The following is a 17982-nucleotide window of genomic DNA, read 5'->3' as shown; positions in this document are numbered from 1 at the left end:
CCGGCTTTTTATTGGCCCCGCGCCGGGGTATCCAAGAGGTGCGCCGTGTCCCAGTTGCCTGACATCAAACGCAAGCTGACCACGATTCTGTCAGCCGATGCCGCGAATTATTCGGGCCGTATGGCGCGCAACGAAGTGGACACCGTGCAAGCCCTGCGCCGCGCCCGTCGGGTGATCGACGCCGCCATCCTCATCCGTGGCGGGCGTATCGCCAACACCTCGGGTGACGGGCTGATTGCCGAATTTCCTTCGGTGGTTGAAGGGGTGGCGGCTGCCGTCACCATCCAGCGCGAATTGAACGCCACCGCGGACGCGCTTGACTTTCGCATCGGCCTGCATCTGGGGGACGTCATTGTCGAAGGCGAAGACCTGCTGGGCGACGGTGTAAACCTTGCCGCGCGCTTGCAGGAAAACGCGGTTGTGGGCGGGATATTGGTGTCGCAGCAAATCGTCGATCATGCGCGCGGTCGGCTGGACGTTCAATTTCGCCCCCTGGGCCCCGCCACGCCCAAGAACCTGATCGAAGAGGTCGCCTTGTTTGCCGTGCTGGCCGATGGCGTCACCGCCCCCTCGGATCTGGCGGCCGTTGCCCCCCGTGTCGACCCGTTACAGCCACACCATACTGGCCCCTCCCCCCGCGCATCCTTTCGCAAGTCCTGTCGCCGCGCGGGTCTGGCCTCTGCAGCTCTGGTCATTGCTGACATTGCCAACGGCGGAGGCCCCGGCTGGTCGGCATTGGCCATTGCCGCCATCGGCGTGTCGCTGCTGATCAAGTGGCGCAAGCTGCCCGCTTCGAGCGGCTGAACATTCGGCAGACACAGGAGAATCTGCGTCACGGGTCCTGAAAACCCGTTAGCGCACATAGCCCGCTACATTTGTGATCACACAAAAAATCGTGTGATCACAAATGTAGGATTTTCTGCGCAAATCCCTGCCTGCCGCACCTTTTCAGTTTACCATCCGTTCATGCATGGTCGTATACAGCCAATTGAACCGCAGCTAATCAGGACCGCTTTGTCATGAACATCCACGAATACCAGGCCAAGGCCTTGCTTCGCTCTTACGGTGCCCCAGTTTCCGACGGCCGTGTCGTGCTGAAAGCCGAAGATGCCAAAACCGCAGCCGGCGAAATGGACGGCCCACTGTGGGTGGTCAAAGCGCAGATCCACGCAGGTGGGCGCGGCAAGGGCCACTTCAAAGAGGCCGACGCCGGTGAAAAAGGCGGCGTGCGCCTGACGAAATCGGTCGAAGAAGCTGCCGAAGAAGCCAAGAAGATGCTGGGCCGCACATTGGTCACGCACCAGACCGGCCCCGCTGGCAAACAGGTGAACCGCATCTACATCGAAGACGGCTCGGGCATTGAAACCGAACTGTACCTGGCCCTGCTGGTCGACCGTCAAACCAGCCGCGTCAGCTTTGTCTGCTCGACCGAAGGTGGCATGGACATCGAAGAGGTCGCAGCCTCGACTCCTGAAAAAATCCTCAGCTTCTCGGTTGATCCCGCATCCGGCTATCAGGCCTTCCACGGCCGCCGCATCGCTTTCGCCCTTGGGCTGGAAGGCAAGCAGGTCAAACAATGCGTCGGCCTGATGTCTTTGCTGTACAAGGCGTTTTTGGAAAAAGACATGGAAATGCTGGAAATCAACCCGCTGATCGTCACCGACGGCGGTGATTTGAAAGTGCTGGATGCCAAGGTCAGCTTTGACGGCAACGCCATATACCGCCACGCCGACATCAACGAGCTGCGCGACGAGACCGAGGAAGACCCCAAGGAACTGGCCGCCTCGAAATACGACCTGAACTATATCGCTCTGGACGGCGAGATCGGCTGCATGGTGAACGGTGCGGGTCTGGCGATGGCCACAATGGACATCATCAAGCTGTACGGCGCCGAGCCTGCCAACTTCCTTGACGTGGGCGGCGGTGCCACCAAGGAAAAAGTAACTGAAGCGTTCAAGATCATCACCTCGGACCCGCAGGTCAAAGGCATTCTGGTGAACATCTTCGGCGGCATCATGCGCTGCGATGTGATCGCCGAGGGCGTTGTTGCCGCGGTGAAAGAAGTGGGCCTGAAAGTGCCGTTGGTTGTCCGTCTCGAAGGCACGAACGTGCAACAGGGCAAGGACATCATCAACAACTCCGGCCTTGATGTCATTGCCGCAGAAGACCTGAAAGACGGCGCGCAGAAGATCGTGAAAGCGGTCAAAGGCTAAGGCAAGTGATGCACCAAGCCGCACATGTCTATGACAGCCCCGTGCTGTATGTCGCCTGTGATGCACCGGCGACCCCATCTTTTATCAAAAAGTTGGGGTCACCGGCAGGCGGGCATGTCATTTGTGCCGCAAGGGCTTTCTTTTGATCTGATGCATAGCGTGTCAACATATCGTCCCTGCCCACTGTGCGAGAGCACGCAATGCGTGCCACTGCGGGCCTATTCGCCCGATCCGTGGCAAGTGGTCACTTGCGATGAATGTAGCATGACTTATCTGCGCAATCCTGTGGTCTATGAGGCCTTGGAGCAAGATTTTGCTTGGGAAAAGACCTATGCTGCCAAGGCTGAGGCATCAAAAGGGTCAACCTTTGCAAGCAAGTTCGTGCGCAAGCTGCGCACAAACCTTGGTGTTATACATCGGGACAAGCAGGCGCACTTCCGGCGTTGGTTCTCCGACGGTCATGTGCTTGACATCGGCTGTGGTGCGGGTGCGCGCATTCTGCCGCCAATGACCCCCTTTGGCATCGAACTGAGCACCGCCTTGCATGCGCAGGCCGACGACATCATGCGTTCACGGGGCGGGTATTGTCTCAAGGGTGCAGGAGCAGAGACCATTTGGGAATTTGACGAGGCCCAATTCGATGGCATCGTAATGTTCTCGTATCTGGAACATGAAACCAATGTCATGGGCGTTCTAAATGGTGTGTACCGCGCACTGAAGAACACAGGCGCGGTATTTGTGCGGGTGCCTAATTTCAACAGCCTGAACCGCAAGATCATTGGCCCGAAATGGTGCGGCTTTCGCTACCCTGATCATGTGAACTATTTTAGTTTGCGCACATTGCGCAAAGCTGCCGCTGACGCAGGGTTCACCACAAAACTGGTCAACAGTTTCAGCCTGCCCGTTGACGACAACATATCGGTCTTGTTGCGCAAGGTGGCCGCATGAGACGCGCGATCAATACCCCATCCGCTGTCGCGCGGCCTTTCGGAGAAGCCAGTGCAGGCACCGCCGATACGCAAGCTGTACAGACCGCAAACCTCTTCACTGGGAGCTGGCCCACCCGCGGCAGCCAGTCACCCGTCATTCCAACATCCGAAACAACCGACAGATCGTAAGCAAGGAAACCAAACATGGCCGTTCTTATCGACGAAAACACAAAAGTCATCTGCCAGGGCCTGACCGGCTCGCAGGGGACATTCCACACCGAACAGGCAATCGCTTACGGCACCAAGATGGTCGGAGGCGTGACACCGGGCAAAGGCGGCCAGAAACATCTGGACCTGCCGGTCTTCAACTCGGTCCACGAAGCCATGCATGTCACCGAAGCCAACGCCTCGGTCATCTATGTGCCGCCCCCCTTTGCCGCGGATTCGATCCTGGAAGCGATTGACGCAGAAATGCCGCTGATCGTCTGCATCACCGAAGGGATTCCGGTTCTGGACATGATGCGCGTCAAGCGCGCGCTGGAAGGGTCCAAATCGCGCCTGATCGGCCCCAACTGTCCCGGCGTGATCACGCCGGACGCTTGCAAGATCGGCATTATGCCCGGCCACATCCACAAACGCGGCTCGGTGGGTGTTGTTTCGCGCTCGGGGACGCTTACCTATGAGGCTGTGAAACAGACAACCGACATGGGACTGGGCCAGTCTTCGGCCGTGGGCATCGGCGGCGACCCCATCAAGGGGACCGAGCACATCGACGTGCTGGAAATGTTCCTGGCCGACCCTGAAACACAGTCGATCATCATGATCGGTGAAATCGGCGGCTCTGCCGAGGAAGAGGCGGCACAGTTCCTGGCAGATGAGCGCAAAAAGGGCCGCTGGAAGCCCACCGCCGGTTTTATCGCCGGCCGCACCGCCCCTCCGGGCCGCCGCATGGGCCACGCAGGCGCCATCGTTGCCGGTGGCAAGGGCGACGCAGAAAGCAAGATCAACGCAATGCGCGAAGCCGGTATCGTGGTGGCAGACAGCCCCGCAACACTGGGCGAAGCCGTGCAAGAAGCGATCAACAAAGACTAACCTGTCTCAAGGCGGGGCACCCCCCCGCCTTGGTATCTTTAACCATTATGCGGCCACGTCTCACATCCGAGGTATCTCGCCATGACCGACCACCCAGCCAACGACCAGTTCCACGCCTCGTCCTTCATGCAAGGACACAACGCGGAATACCTTGAACAGATGTATGCCCGCTATGCCAACAATCCCGGCGCGGTAGACGAAGCCTGGCAGGCCTTTTTCAAGGCGATGGGCGACGAGAACAGCAACGTCAAAGCCGAGGCCGCAGGCCCCTCTTGGGCGCGCAGCGACTGGCCGCCGATGCCGGGCGACGACCTGACCCAGGCGCTGACAGGCGAATGGGCCGCTCCGGCTGAGGTCAAAGGGGCTGGCGACAAGATCAAGGCCAAGGCAGAGGCCAAAGGCGTAGAGTTGAGCGACGAGATGGTCAAACGCGCCGTGCTGGACAGCATCCGCGCGCTGATGATCATCCGCGCCTATCGCATCCGTGGTCACCTGGTGGCCGATCTTGACCCGCTGGGCATGCGCGACAAGACCCCCCACCCCGAGCTGGATCCGAAATCCTACGGCTTTACCGACGCCGACATGGATCGTCCGATTTTCATCGACAACGTGTTGGGGCTGGAAATCGCCACCATGCGGCAGATTGTCGAAATCGTGAACCGGACCTATTGCGGCACCTTTGCGCTGCAATACATGCACATTTCCAACCCTGATGAAGCCAGTTGGCTGAAGGAACGGATCGAAGGGCTGGGCAAGGAAATCCAGTTCACCCGTGAGGGCCGCAAGGCGATCCTGAACAAGATGGTCGAGGCCGAAGGATTCGAAAAATTCCTGCACGTCAAATACATGGGCACCAAGCGCTTTGGCCTTGATGGTGGCGAAAGCCTGATCCCCGCGATGGAGCAGATCATCAAGCGTGGCGGCGCCCTGGGCGTCAAGGAAATCGTCATTGGCATGCCGCACCGCGGCCGCCTGTCGGTTCTGGCCAACGTGATGCAAAAACCCTACCGCGCGATCTTCAACGAGTTTCAGGGCGGCAGCTTCAAACCCGAAGACGTCGATGGCTCGGGCGATGTGAAATATCACCTTGGCGCGTCCTCGGACCGTCAGTTTGATGACAACACCGTCCACCTGTCGCTGACCGCCAACCCGTCGCACCTCGAAGCGGTGAACCCTGTGGTTCTGGGCAAGGCACGCGCCAAGCAGGACCAGTGGAACGATGCCGAGCGCACCTGCGTCATGCCGATCCTGCTACACGGCGATGCGGCCTTTGCCGGTCAGGGTGTCGTGGCGGAATGTTTCGCCCTGTCGGGCCTGCGCGGCCACCGCACCGGTGGCACCATACACGTCGTGGTGAACAACCAGATCGGTTTCACCACCGCGCCGCACTTCTCGCGGTCTTCCCCCTATCCCACCGACAACGCGCTGGTGGTCGAGGCGCCCATTTTCCACGTCAACGGTGACGACCCCGAAGCCGTGGTTCACGCCGCGAAAGTGGCCACCGAGTTCCGTCAGAAATTCCACAAGGATGTGGTTATCGACATTTTCTGCTACCGCCGTTTTGGTCACAACGAGGGCGACGAGCCCATGTTCACCAACCCGGTGATGTACAAGAAGATCAAAAAGCAAAAGACCACGCTGACGCTGTACACCGACCGTCTGGTCAAAGACGGGCTGATCCCCGAGGGCGAGATCGAGGACATGAAGGCGGCGTTTCAGGCCAAGCTGAACGAAGAGTTCGAGGCCGGAAAAGAATACCGCCCGAACAAGGCCGACTGGCTGGATGGCAAGTGGTCGCATCTGGATAAGATGAAGCAAAAGAAATACCAGCGCGGCAAGACAGCGATCAAGCCCGAAACGCTGGCCGAAGTTGGCAAGGGGCTGACGACAGCCCCCGCCGGTGTTCCCCTGCACAAAACTGTCGAACGTCTGCTGGACGCCAAAAAGGCGATGTTTGAAACAGGGACCGGATTCGACTGGGCCACTGCCGAGGCCATCGCGTTCGGCTCGCTGCTGACCGAAGGCTATCCTGTGCGTCTGTCCGGTCAGGACAGCGCGCGCGGCACCTTCAGCCAGCGCCATTCCGCCCTGATCAACCAGGACACCGAAGAACGCTACTATCCGCTGAACAACATCCGTGAAGGTCAGGCACAATACGACGTCATCGATTCGATGCTGTCGGAATATGCGGTGCTTGGCTTTGAATACGGGTATTCGATGGCAGAACCCAACGCCCTGACCCTGTGGGAAGCGCAGTTTGGCGATTTCGCCAACGGTGCGCAGATCATGTTCGACCAGTTCATCAGCTCGGGCGAAAGCAAATGGCTGCGGATGTCCGGCCTGACGGTCCTGCTGCCCCACGGCTTCGAGGGGCAAGGCCCCGAACACTCCAGCGCCCGTCTGGAACGGTTCTTGCAGATGTGCGGTCAGGACAACTGGATCGTGGCCAATTGCACCACGCCTGCAAACTACTTTCACATCCTGCGCCGCCAGATCCACCGCGACTTCCGCAAGCCGCTGATCCTGATGACGCCGAAATCGCTGCTGCGTCACAAGCTGGCCGTCAGCAAGGCCGACGAGTTTACCACCGGATCATCCTTCCACCGCGTGCTGTGGGACGATGCCCAGCACGGCAATTCGGACACCACTTTGGTGGCCGATGACAAGATCAAGCGCGTGGTGATGTGTTCGGGCAAGGTCTATTATGACCTGCTGGAAGAACGCGACGCCCGTGGCATCGACGATGTCTATTTGATGCGCTTCGAACAGTTCTACCCTTTCCCCGCGCAATCCGCGGTGAAGGAGCTGGAACGCTTCAAGGATGCCGAGATGATCTGGTGTCAGGAAGAGCCCAAGAACCAGGGCGCCTGGACCTTTATCGAGCCCAACATCGAATGGGTTCTGGGCCGGATCAAGGCCAAACACCTGCGTCCCGAATATGTCGGACGCGCCACATCGGCGTCGCCGGCCACAGGTCTGGCCAGCCAGCACAAAGCACAACAAGCCGCCCTCGTTGACGAGGCGCTGACCATCAAAGGATCGAAATAATGACTGATGTCCGCGTGCCCACCCTGGGCGAATCCGTGACCGAAGCCACCGTTGCCACATGGTTCAAGAAACCGGGCGACACGGTGGCCGTTGACGAAATGCTGTGCGAACTGGAAACCGACAAGGTCACCGTCGAGGTGCCCAGCCCCGTTGCGGGCACCATGGGCGATATCATCGCCGCCGAAGGCGAAACCGTGGGTGTCGATGCCCTGCTGGCGACAATCACGGAAGGTGGCGCAGCCGCAGCAGATGCCCCCAAAGCCGCCGAAGCCAAAGAAACCCCCGCCGCAAAATCGTCGGGGGACGACAGCGTTGACGTGATGGTCCCGACCTTGGGCGAATCCGTGACCGAAGCGACCGTCAGCACCTGGTTCAAAAAGGTTGGTGACACCGTCGCCCAAGACGAAATGCTGTGCGAGCTGGAAACAGACAAGGTCAGCGTCGAAGTGCCCGCGCCCGCCAGCGGTGTCTTGACCGAGATCACAGCGCCCGAAGGCACCACCGTGGACGCCACTGCCAAGCTGGCGGTCATTTCAGGCTCGGCTTCGGGTCAGGCCGCAGCACCGGCCCAAGCCGCCAAAGCGGCACCAGCAGCAAGCACCTCGGGCAAAGACGTGGAAGACGCGCCCTCGGCCAAGAAAGCCATGGCCGAGGCCGGCATCAGCCGCGATCAGGTCTCCGGCTCGGGCCGTGACGGGCGTATCATGAAGGACGACGTGGCCAAGGCCGTGGCTGCCGCTGGTTCGGCCCCTGCCCCGCAGGCCGCCGCAGCCCCGCGCGCGCCGGTCTCTGCCGACGATGCATCGCGCGAAGAACGGGTGAAAATGACCCGTCTGCGCCAGACCATCGCGCGCCGTCTGAAAGACAGCCAGAACACCGCCGCGATGCTGACCACCTATAACGAGGTCGACATGACCGAGGTGATGGCGCTGCGCAAAGAATACAAGGACCTGTTCCTGAAGAAACACGGCGTGAAGCTTGGCTTTATGTCCTTCTTCACCAAGGCCTGCGTGCACGCGCTGAAAGAGGTCCCCGAGGTCAACGCCGAGATCGACGGCACCGACGTGGTCTACAAGAACTTCGTTCACATGGGCATCGCCGCAGGCACGCCCACGGGTCTGGTTGTTCCGGTGATCCGCGATGCCGACGCGATGTCCTTTGCCGAGATCGAAAAGGCGATTGCCGAAAAAGGCGCGCGTGCCCGTGACGGCAAGCTGTCGATGGCGGAAATGCAGGGCGGCACCTTCACCATCTCGAACGGTGGTGTCTACGGCTCGCTGATGTCCTCGCCCATCCTGAACCCGCCGCAATCGGGTATCCTGGGGATGCACAAGATCCAGGACCGCCCGATGGCGATCAACGGTCAGGTGGTGATCCGTCCGATGATGTATCTGGCGCTGTCCTACGATCACCGCATCGTTGACGGCAAGGGCGCGGTGACCTTCCTGGTGCGCGTCAAGGAAGCGCTGGAAGATCCCCGCCGGTTGCTGATGGATCTGTAAACCAAAAACAGGTCAGCGCCCTATGGCTTGGGCGCTGGCCGGCACTCCCGCACTCCTGCATCTTCCGATTTGGACACGATGACATGACGCCCCTCCTCCTCACCCTCGCCCTCGCCGGCCTGTTGCACATCGCGCAATTCGTCACGGCCTCAACAATGGCGAACATGGATGTGGGGCCGGGCTATACCACCAGCCCGCGCGACCGCGCGCCCAGCCGCCCGATGCGCAATGCCACGGCGCGGATGCTGCGGGCCTATGACAACAACGTGCAGATGTTCCCGTTCTTTGCCGCCGCCGTGTTCCTGATCCACCTGACGGATCAGGTCAGCGCAGTGACACTGGGGGCCGCTTGGGTCTATCTGGCCGCCCGTGCGCTTTATATCCCCGCCTATGCGCTGGGATGGCGGCCGTGGCGGTCCTATATCTGGCTGGTGGCCATGGCCTGCGTCACCGTACTTTTCATCGCCGCCCTGATCTAGGAACGCGCCCGCAAAACACATGGCACCCGCGCCATACTGAAAGCCGTCAGCGGTCTGACACAGGCCACAGCGGCGCACACGACCAAGGAGAAGACCTCATGGCATCCTACGACGTTATCATCATCGGCTCCGGCCCCGGCGGCTATGTCTGCGCCATCCGTTGCGCGCAACTGGGCCTGAAAGTGGCCTGCGTCGAAGGGCGTGACACGCTGGGCGGCACCTGCCTGAACGTCGGCTGCATCCCGTCCAAGGCATTGCTGCACGCATCCCACATGCTGCACGAGGCCGAGCACAACTTTGCCGAAATGGGCCTGAAGGGCAAAAGCCCCTCGGTCGACTGGAAGCAGATGCTGACCTACAAACAGTCCACCGTCGACACCAACACCAAAGGCATCGGATTCCTGTTCAAAAAGAACAAGGTCGACTGGCTGAAAGGCTGGGGCTCGATCCCCGAGGCGGGCAAGGTCAAGGTTGGTGACGAGGTCCACGAGGCCAAGAACATCATCATCGCCACCGGCTCCGAGGCGGCGTCGCTGCCCGGCGTCGAAGTGGACGAAAAGGTCGTCGTGACCTCCACCGGCGCGCTGGAGCTGGGCAAGGTGCCGAAATCCCTCGTTGTGATCGGCGCGGGCGTGATCGGGCTGGAACTGGGCAGCGTTTATGCGCGTCTGGGGTCCGAGGTAACCGTCGTGGAATATCTGGACGCGATCACCCCCGGCATGGACCCCGAGGTTCAGAAAACCTTCCAGCGGATGCTGACCAAGCAGGGCCTGAAGTTCATCATGGGCGCTGCCGTGCAAAAGACCGAAGCGACCAAGACCAAGGCAAAGGTGCATTACAAACTGCGCAAGGACGACAGCGAACACGTGCTGGACGCCGATGTGGTTCTGGTGGCAACAGGCCGCAAGCCTTACGTCGACGGGCTGGGCCTCGAGGGTCTGGGCGTCGAGATGACCAAACGCGGTCAGATCAAGGTGGGCAAGGACTGGCAGACCAGCGTGCCGGGCGTCTACGCCATCGGCGACGTGATCGAAGGGCCGATGCTGGCGCACAAGGCCGAGGACGAAGGCATGGCCGCCGCCGAGCAGGTCGCGGGCAAGCATGGGCACGTCAACTATGGCGTGATCCCCGGCGTGATCTACACCCACCCCGAAGTCGCCAATGTCGGCGAAACCGAGGCCACGCTGAAAGAAGCGGGCCGCGCGTACAAGGTCGGCAAGTTCAGCTTCATGGGCAACGCCCGCGCCAAGGCCGTGTTCGCAGGCGACGGTTTTGTGAAGATCCTGGCCGACAAGGAAACCGACCGCATTCTGGGCTGCCACATCATCGGCCCCGGTGCCGGCGACCTGATCCACGAGGTGTGCGTTGCGATGGAATTCGGCGCGTCGGCCGAAGATCTGGCCATGACCTGCCACGCGCATCCAACCTATTCGGAGGCCGTGCGCGAAGCGGCGCTGGCCTGCGGCGACGGTCCGATCCACATGTGATCTGAATCGTCGGCAACAGACAAAAAGATGTGCCCTCTTGCGCACCTCACGCGTGACAGCACAGAATCAGTGATGCACGGCAGGGCTAATTGACGCCCTGCCGTCTCACGATACACAGCCTGTGCTTGCAATACTGGTCCCTATTTCATGTTCCGCAATACGCTTCCGTTGCGGCCGTAAATCCGATCAAAAGGAACGGCTTCGCACAGCGGCAGACGCAAAAAGCGTGAAAACAGGCACAAATTGGCCTTGGTCACAGCCCAAAACACAATTTTCACAACCGGCATCCTGCTTCGGCATTTGCACCACGAGGAGCCGGTTTGCTTGCGTGGCGGCTGCACGAAAGTGAATGAATCCGATTGATGGCATACTAAAGATGTGGTTACATACTTTAGATTGCAACCAATGCCGCCCTCTTTGTGGGGTGCGAAGAGGACATACCCCATGGCCGATACCGTTCTACAAGCCGGACCACAGATCAACATTCGCATCGACGCGGTTCAGTCAGACATCGCACGCTACAGCCGAAAGGGTGATACGCTGACGGTCGAGCTGAAAAATGGCGATAACATCGTCATTAAGGATTATTACAAACCCGCAATGGACGGATCTTTGCACAGCCTGACGCTGGGTGATGATACTGAGAGCGGGGTTCAGGGTGCGGCGCAGACTGATGGTCTGACTGACGAAGAGATGGCGGGTCTTGTGGCAGCCGGTTTGGCTGGCCTGGGTGTGGCGATGTCTGCCGGCGGTGGAAGTGATGATGGGGATGCCGACGCTGATGCTGATGCTGATGCCGACGCGGATGCAGATGCCGACGCCGATGCCGACGCCGATGCTGACGCCGACGCGGATGCCGATGCTGACGCGGATGCAGATGCAGATGCCGACGCCGATGCTGACGCGGATGCTGATGCCGACGCGGATGCTGACGCCGATGCGGATGCTGACGCCGATGCGGATGCCGACGCTGATGCGGATGCCGACGCGGATGCGGATGCTGACGCGGACGCGGACGCCGATGCTGACGCCGACGCGGATGCGGATGCCGACGCTGATGCGGATGCCGATGCTGACGCGGATGCGGATGCGGATGCCGACGCGGATGCCGACGCTGATGCGGATGCGGATGCGGATGCGGATGCGGATGCGGATGCGGATGCGGATGCGGATAGCGAACAAGGGTTTCTTGATCCGCTTATCTCAGACGACGGGCTTCTTGGCGGCCTAACTGGGAATGGCGGGCTTCTTGGCGCAGTCACTGGCTCGGATGGTTTGCTGGGTGACCTGCTCGGTAGCGATGGCGTCCTGGGTGACGCCGGCGAAGAGTTGTTGGGTCAACCGGTAATCGGTGACGGCACAATCTCCGACGACACCGGTCTGCTGGATGGTGTTGTCAACGATGAAGGGCTGCTCGGAGCGGTCACCGGAAACGACGGCATCCTGGGCGATATCACAGGTTCGGACGGCTTGCTTGGCGATCTGGTGGGCAACGAAGGTGCCCTGTCGGATGTGACCGGCGCTGATGGTCTGGTCGGCGATCTGCTGGGAACCGGACTGCTTGGCACCACCGACGGGGACGGCGGCGAGGGTGGCCTGCTGGATGGCGTGATCGGTGAAGACGGCCTCGTTGGTGGCCTCCTCGGTGGCGACACTGGTCTGCTCGATGGTGTCATCGGTGAGGACGGCCTCGTTGACGGCCTCCTCGGCGGCGACACTGGTCTGCTCGACGGTGTGATCGGTGAGGACGGCCTCGTGGGCGGTCTCCTCGGCGGCGACACTGGTCTGCTCGATGGTGTCATCGGTGAGGACGGCCTCGTTGGTGGTCTCCTCGGTGGCGACACTGGTCTGCTCGACGGTGTCATCGGTGAAGACGGCCTCGTGGGCGGACTCCTCGGTGGCGACACTGGTCTGCTCGACGGTGTCATCGGTGAGGATGGCCTCGTGGGCGGACTCCTCGGTGGCGACACTGGTCTGCTCGATGGTGTGATCGGTGAAGACGGCCTCGTTGGCGGCCTCCTCGGCGGCGACACTGGTCTGCTCGACGGTGTGATCGGTGAGGACGGCCTCGTTGGCGGTCTCCTCGGCGGCGACACTGGCTTGCTCGATGGCATTGTCAGCGATGAAGGATTGCTTGGTGATGTCACCGGGAACAATGGCATCCTTGGCGATATCACAGGTTCGGACGGCTTGCTTGGCGATCTGGTGGGCAACGATGGTGTCCTGTCGGATGTGACCGGCGCTGATGGTTTGGTCGGCGATCTGCTGGGAACCGGACTGCTTGGTGATGTCACAGATGGGGACGGCGGAGAGAGTGGTCTTCTGGATGGCCTGCTTGGCGGTGACAGCGGGCTGCTGGATGGCGTCATCGGCGAAGACGGCCTTGTGGGCGGCATCCTCGGCGGCGACAGTGGGCTGCTCGACGGTGTCATCGGTGAGGACGGCCTCGTTGGCGGCATCCTCGGCGGCGACAGTGGGCTGCTCGACGGTGTGATCGGTGAAGACGGCCTCGTTGGCGGCATCCTCGGCGGCGACACTGGGCTGCTCGACGGTGTGATCGGTGAAGACGGCCTCGTTGGCGGCATCCTCGGCGGCGACACTGGGCTGCTCGACGGTGTCATCGGTGAGGGTGGCCTCGTTGGTGGCCTGCTTGGCGGTCTGGGCGGTGTCCAGGACGACATCGTCTGATCACTAGATCAACCAATCAACCGCAAGCCCCACATGCATTGTGGGGCTTGTTTCATTTACAGGCGTCCCTGCCCCGTAGCTGTCGGCAGTCAGGTTAGGGTCTTCTAAACTTCGAAAGGCGTTGAAACAGGCCCGTGCTGTTCGAGCCTTTCACCAGGATGACATCCCCCGGGGAAACCTGTTCGCTCAGGATGGTTCCAAAATCTTCCAGATCCAAGATTTTGAACCTGCCGTCATCGCCGTCCGAAAAAAGGCTCGCCTTCAGCTCTTCCCCTACCAGATAAACGACGTCCAGCGAAGTTTCCTTGAGAAGACTGATAAGCGCATCATGTTGCGCCCGACTTTCTTCGCCAAGCTCTGCCATATCCCCAAGGATCGCCATCCGTTTGCCATTGCAGGGCGTCGCAATCAGTTCGTTCAGCGCCGCCCGCATCGAAGCCGGGTTCGCGTTATAGGAATGGTCCAGTATTTTCGCCGGTCGCCCGGTTGTGGCCAGTTCGACAATCTGGCCGCGCCCGATATCTTTTGCAAAAGTTGTCAGACGCCCTAGCACCGGCGCGATCGGCTGCCCCAACACACTGGCGAGAGCACTGACAGCCATCGTGTTTTCAACCGCGTAGCGCCCCGCACCAGGGATAGGCACGACATGGTGTTCCCCCATAACGCTTAGCGTGACCTCGGTTGCCGTCGGGTCCGGGGATGTCGGAAAAATATCTGAGGCATCCGACCACCCGTAGGTCACAATCTTCAGCCCCCTGGCTTTTGCAGCAGCCTCAACAATCTCATATTCATTCATATCACGATTCAGGATTGCCACGCCGTCGTCAGGCATTGCGGAAAAAATGCGCGCCTTTTTCTCTGCTATCGTGCCCGTATTCTTGTGATGGACCAGATGTGCGGGATGAATGTTGGTGAACACAGCGACATCTGGTCGTGCCAGCCGCGTGTTTTCCTGCATCTGTCCGATGGCCATTTCCAGAACACAATATTGCGCATCCGTGGGGGTGCAACACAGGTTCCAGGCAAGCCCGCGCACCATATTGGCGCTGAACCGGGTTGCGTGAACCTTACCGACCGCGCCAAGACAATGCGCAATCATTGACGTAACACTGGTCTTTCCAGCACTCCCCGTCACACCGATGACCGGCCCGTTGAACGATCTGCGCGCATCTTTCGCCAAAGCAATCAACGCCGCGCGCATATCGGGAACGCGCAAGACTGAATCCGCGTCAACAGAAGCCCCGTCGTTGTGACTCACAATCGCGAGGCGTGGAACAATCTGTTTTTCTTCAAGCTCTTTGTACGGAATGCCGAACCTGTCGTCAGGATGCCGCGCAAACACGATATCATCCGCGCGAAAGCTTGGCGCGAAGGTGGAAACACCGTTCAGTTCCAGCGCGGACGTGGGCGGGCGCAGCCATTCTGCGCCTTGCAGAAGGTCGGTGATGTATGTTGTCGACCATCGGGCATGGCGCACGGTGCTGTCGGCCAGTCGACGTTTTTGCTGATCGCAAAGGTCGATAAAGCTGTCGCGCTCTTTCAGATAGGACCGATAGGCAATCAATCCGGAGAGGTAGTGTTCCACATCGTCGATGCGCACCCGAAACCCGTGATGGCGAATAAAAAAGCTTCCGGTGACAGAGGCCGGGTTTCGGAAGTGCATCGCAACTTCGGGGAAAAAGAAGCCGTTTGTCAGATACTGGGCCCTATGTTCCATCGCCGCGCGGAACCTATCAAGATCCAGCGTGTCAATCACCGGGACCAGCGACGCATCCTGCAAGGATCGTTGAACCAGCAGACGGGTGGCACAACACAGTTCCAGCAGGGTCGGAAAGGTGGTGATCCTTTCGCGGATAAAGGGCAAGTAATCCCGGACGTTGCGTATACCAAAAGCGATGTACTTCGGGTCGGTGTGATGACGCGACAGTTCGTTAATACAATAGCCCAGCCAATGATCGTTGTACTGCCAATAATCCTTGGCAATAAAATAGTCGACGGCGCTGCGGGCCGCATCCAGCCACCGCACATCGCCCGTGGCACCGTACAGACGCATCAGCCCGAACGCGGCCTCTCCGTCATAATATACCGTGCGAAAATCCTGTTTCAGGGTCAGCGTATCGGCATCCAGAATGTGACCAAAGCTGCCGTCCGTTCGTTGCATCGACAGAATGCCGTTGCCCAGCCGACGCGCCAGTTCAAGTACGGTTTTATCCCCCGTCACCTCGAAAAATTTACAGCAGGCCAGAATGGCGACGGCGTTGCCGCCGAGTTTTACCTCTTTGCCTGTGTCCATCAGAAAAGCAGCGACACCGCCCGGCCCCTTGCTGTATTTGACAAGGTTTTTCGCGATCCGCCTTAAAGACCGATCAATGGCCACACGCAGGTCATCGCTTTGGAGCAGTTCATAGGCTTCGCACAGCGCATAGGTGCTGCTGGCATGGCGAAGCGTGTTGTAATGGTCGATCGGACGGTCAAAGCACGGATGCCTGCCATAGTGAAACATCCCGTTCTCGTTTACCTGCGCCGCAAGATAACCGGCGCTTTCACCTATCAGAAAATCGAGATTGCCGGATTGGGCCAGATCAAACATGCGCCGCCCACCATCGGGGCCAGAAGGCATGAGCCTGTGAATTTCATCGCTGTCACGATCACGAAACAGACCATCAGACGAAAAAAGATAAACGGTGTCAGACTCTTTTGGGGTTTCAAAGGTCTTGCCAAAACGTCTTTTCCAATAGAGCTCGATATTCTTGAGATTCATTTCACAGTGCGGAACCTGCGCACCTTTGTAAAACAAAGCACTTCCGTTCAGCTCACCTTCGGTTATCGCGTGCTGAAAATCCGCATCCAGCGATACCCCTTTGCGGCTGTAGTTGCGCTTTACCTTCCGCAACGCGGCTTTGTAGGTGGCAAAGGAAACCGCCTGCACCGAGGTTGCCCAGTCCAGACGCACATGACGCGCGCCAAGCAGTTGCCGGGGCCCCTTTTCCTGTAACCGCGCGCGCAGTTCAGCCAGCGTAGAAGCCGTGACCGTCCTGACACGGGCGCGGCTATTTCCATCAGTCGCGGAAACAAAGACTACAAAACGCGGATAGGGCGCGGGCAATGAAACGACGCGCACAGCGAGCGCATCCAACAATTGAGGCAGGTCGTTGTTTTTCATAAGAATCCAGCCCCTATCGGGTGTGCCGTGTTGCCGGGCGAGCGCAGCGCCAGCAGAGCCGCCTCGTCGAAAGCATGCAAATCGCCCTCAAGCATCTCCGCAGCAATAGCTACAAAGGTCCAGAGCGCAGCAGCGATGAACAAAATGACTATTAGAGTGACGGTCTCAGCCCGACGGAACAGGACTGCAATCGCGGCTGGAAATGGCATCGGACCTCGTCTTTGATGGGATTTTCGGTGTAAACGTGACGTCTTAACGTAGCCAGCTGGCCTGATCAGGCAAGGGAGGGATTGCCAGAAATCCGCGCCCATTCCGGGATGCGCGACCAGCGGTCAAACTGAACTTCCAGGATTCGTGGGTCCAGGGCCTGACTGCGTTGTGATATCGTCGTTTTGAGTCCGATGCCTTGATGTTATCCGTGGACGTCCGGCACCGTCAGTTGGACGGATAACCCAGTGGGTCCCGAGCGGTAGGCGATGGTGCCGTTGACCCGGGCGGTCAGAGTTTCAACAATCCGCAATCCCAAACCCTGTTGTTTAACCGCATCGGGTTGCGTCTTGAGGCCAGGCCCGTTGTCGCAAACCTCGATCACAATCGAGCCCGAGGCGTCATGTCGGCAGGAGACACGCAGGCTCACTTGGCCGGACGGATCCTTGCCGTGCTTGATCGCGTTGGTCATCATCTCGGTGACGATCTGGGATACAGGCAGAAGATAGCTCGGCGGAATCACGCAGGTTCTGTCGAAACTCTCGATGATATCGACATCTCCATCCACCGCTGAACGCAATGCGGCGCAGATCGTCGCCAGATAGGTGCAAAGCTCCATTTTATCGGATGTATCATCCCGCGCCAGAAACCGGTGCAGATGGGATACGGCATCAATCTGCAGGCCGATGGCCTTGACCACAACAAGAGCCTCTTCGGACGTGATCGTTGGTTTGCGCTGAACCAGTTTAGAGCTTTTCAACCGGACATAGCTGGCCAACATCGCGAGATGGTTCGCAATGCGGTGATCGGCTTCTGCGACGCGAAGACAGGCATGGCACTGCGTATCAGTGATTTTTGTATCCACATCCATCTGTTCGTTTCCTGATTGCATCAGATAAACCTTGCCATGCCCTTTTGATCCCGCGTGCCCTGTTGGGTCAGTTGGACCACCGCAGAGTACGCCTATTCTCTTCGCGAAATATGCGCACAGTCCTGAGCGCGCGTGCTGATACAGATCAGGGTCGAAGAATGGAGCTTTCCCGGATTCCATATTATTTAGACCATGCTGATGTGGATCAGTATGCAAAGCCCCCATTTCGTCGGCAAACTGGCCTTTGTCGCTGACAAACATACGCAGACATTTGATGGGACTGCTGGTTTTCGGATTGGGCGC

General features: G+C 59.5%; 13 protein-coding genes. 10 read left to right on the top strand and 3 right to left on the bottom strand.

The annotated features are described in order from the left end of the window. Positions 1 to 45: 45 nt before the first annotated feature. The 9 genes from DSM107133_RS03755 (at position 46) to DSM107133_RS03715 (ending at position 13438) form a co-directional block, all read left to right on the top strand. A complete protein-coding gene (locus DSM107133_RS03755; protein WP_114293464.1) occupies positions 46 to 804 on the top strand; it encodes an adenylate/guanylate cyclase domain-containing protein in 759 nt (252 codons plus the stop codon). A gap of 215 nt (positions 805 to 1019) precedes the next feature. Beyond that, the gene (gene sucC, locus DSM107133_RS03750; protein ID WP_114293463.1) at positions 1020 to 2213 is read left to right on the top strand and encodes an ADP-forming succinate--CoA ligase subunit beta; all 1194 of its coding nucleotides are present in this window, start codon (positions 1020 to 1022) and stop codon (positions 2211 to 2213) included. A gap of 264 nt (positions 2214 to 2477) precedes the next feature. Beyond that, positions 2478 to 3161: a class I SAM-dependent methyltransferase gene (locus tag DSM107133_RS03745; RefSeq protein ID WP_162792028.1), complete on the top strand. Its 684-nt coding sequence runs from the start codon at positions 2478 to 2480 to the stop codon at positions 3159 to 3161. Positions 3162 to 3346: 185 nt separating this feature from the next. Continuing rightward, positions 3347 to 4234 (top strand): succinate--CoA ligase subunit alpha, encoded by an 888-nt coding sequence (gene sucD, locus DSM107133_RS03740; RefSeq protein ID WP_114293461.1) that lies wholly within the window; start codon positions 3347 to 3349, stop codon positions 4232 to 4234. A gap of 81 nt (positions 4235 to 4315) precedes the next feature. Beyond that, entirely contained in the window at positions 4316 to 7282 is a 2967-nt protein-coding gene (locus DSM107133_RS03735) for a 2-oxoglutarate dehydrogenase E1 component (protein WP_114293460.1), read from the top strand. Beyond that, positions 7279 to 8784, top strand: coding sequence for a 2-oxoglutarate dehydrogenase complex dihydrolipoyllysine-residue succinyltransferase (gene odhB, locus DSM107133_RS03730; protein WP_114293459.1), 1506 nt, complete (start codon positions 7279 to 7281; stop codon positions 8782 to 8784). Before DSM107133_RS03735 ends, odhB begins: the two co-directional genes overlap by 4 nt. Positions 8785 to 8867: 83 nt before the next feature. Then, positions 8868 to 9263 (top strand): MAPEG family protein, encoded by a 396-nt coding sequence (locus DSM107133_RS03725; RefSeq protein WP_114293458.1) that lies wholly within the window; start codon positions 8868 to 8870, stop codon positions 9261 to 9263. A 98-nt stretch (positions 9264 to 9361) separates the two neighbouring features. Continuing rightward, positions 9362 to 10750 carry a dihydrolipoyl dehydrogenase gene (gene lpdA / locus DSM107133_RS03720; protein ID WP_114293457.1) on the top strand — a complete coding sequence of 463 codons (1389 nt, stop codon included), beginning with the start codon at positions 9362 to 9364 and terminating at the stop codon, positions 10748 to 10750. Positions 10751 to 11194: 444 nt separating this feature from the next. Further along, the gene (locus tag DSM107133_RS03715) at positions 11195 to 13438 is read left to right on the top strand and encodes a BapA prefix-like domain-containing protein (RefSeq protein ID WP_243253583.1); all 2244 of its coding nucleotides are present in this window, start codon (positions 11195 to 11197) and stop codon (positions 13436 to 13438) included. Positions 13439 to 13532: 94 nt separating this feature from the next. Here DSM107133_RS03715 and DSM107133_RS03710 read toward each other — a convergent pair whose 3' ends face one another. Further along, positions 13533 to 15941, bottom strand: a complete 2409-nt coding sequence (locus tag DSM107133_RS03710; RefSeq protein WP_243253582.1) for a Mur ligase family protein — start codon at positions 15939 to 15941, stop codon at positions 13533 to 13535. Here DSM107133_RS03710 and DSM107133_RS03705 point away from each other — a divergent pair. Continuing rightward, positions 15933 to 16433, top strand: coding sequence for a hypothetical protein (locus DSM107133_RS03705; protein ID WP_243253581.1), 501 nt, complete (start codon positions 15933 to 15935; stop codon positions 16431 to 16433). The two genes, DSM107133_RS03710 and DSM107133_RS03705, sit on opposite strands and share 9 nt — an antisense overlap. 164 nt (positions 16434 to 16597) lie before the next feature. Here the strand turns inward: DSM107133_RS03705 and DSM107133_RS03700 are convergent, their stop codons facing one another. Then, positions 16598 to 16810: a hypothetical protein gene (locus tag DSM107133_RS03700; RefSeq protein ID WP_114293455.1), complete on the bottom strand. Its 213-nt coding sequence runs from the start codon at positions 16808 to 16810 to the stop codon at positions 16598 to 16600. Positions 16811 to 17013: 203 nt separating this feature from the next. Further along, positions 17014 to 17940 carry a sensor histidine kinase gene (locus DSM107133_RS03695; RefSeq protein ID WP_114293454.1) on the bottom strand — a complete coding sequence of 309 codons (927 nt, stop codon included), beginning with the start codon at positions 17938 to 17940 and terminating at the stop codon, positions 17014 to 17016. Positions 17941 to 17982 lie beyond the last annotated feature (42 nt).

The organism is Pseudosulfitobacter sp. DSM 107133, from assembly GCF_022788695.1.
In the GTDB taxonomy this organism is placed as follows: Bacteria; Pseudomonadota; Alphaproteobacteria; order Rhodobacterales; family Rhodobacteraceae; genus Pseudosulfitobacter.
Note: the sequence above shows the minus strand (reverse complement) of the source record. Positions and strands in the feature narration are given on the sequence as shown.

Bases quoted from the DNA above. Each gene is read 5' to 3' on its own strand.
- sucC (WP_114293463.1), top strand. From the start codon at position 1,020: ATGAACATCCACGAATACCAGGCCAAGGCCTTGCTTCGCTCTTACGGT.
- DSM107133_RS03745 (WP_162792028.1), top strand. From the start codon at position 2,478: ATGACTTATCTGCGCAATCCTGTGGTCTATGAGGCCTTGGAGCAAGAT.
- sucD (WP_114293461.1), top strand. From the start codon at position 3,347: ATGGCCGTTCTTATCGACGAAAACACAAAAGTCATCTGCCAGGGCCTG.
- DSM107133_RS03735 (WP_114293460.1), top strand. From the start codon at position 4,316: ATGACCGACCACCCAGCCAACGACCAGTTCCACGCCTCGTCCTTCATG.
- DSM107133_RS03725 (WP_114293458.1), top strand. From the start codon at position 8,868: ATGACGCCCCTCCTCCTCACCCTCGCCCTCGCCGGCCTGTTGCACATC.
- lpdA (WP_114293457.1), top strand. From the start codon at position 9,362: ATGGCATCCTACGACGTTATCATCATCGGCTCCGGCCCCGGCGGCTAT.
- DSM107133_RS03715 (WP_243253583.1), top strand. From the start codon at position 11,195: ATGGCCGATACCGTTCTACAAGCCGGACCACAGATCAACATTCGCATC.
- DSM107133_RS03710 (WP_243253582.1), bottom strand. From the start codon at position 15,941: ATGTTTCACTATGGCAGGCATCCGTGCTTTGACCGTCCGATCGACCAT.
- DSM107133_RS03700 (WP_114293455.1), bottom strand. From the start codon at position 16,810: ATGCCATTTCCAGCCGCGATTGCAGTCCTGTTCCGTCGGGCTGAGACC.
- DSM107133_RS03695 (WP_114293454.1), bottom strand. From the start codon at position 17,940: ATGTTTGTCAGCGACAAAGGCCAGTTTGCCGACGAAATGGGGGCTTTG.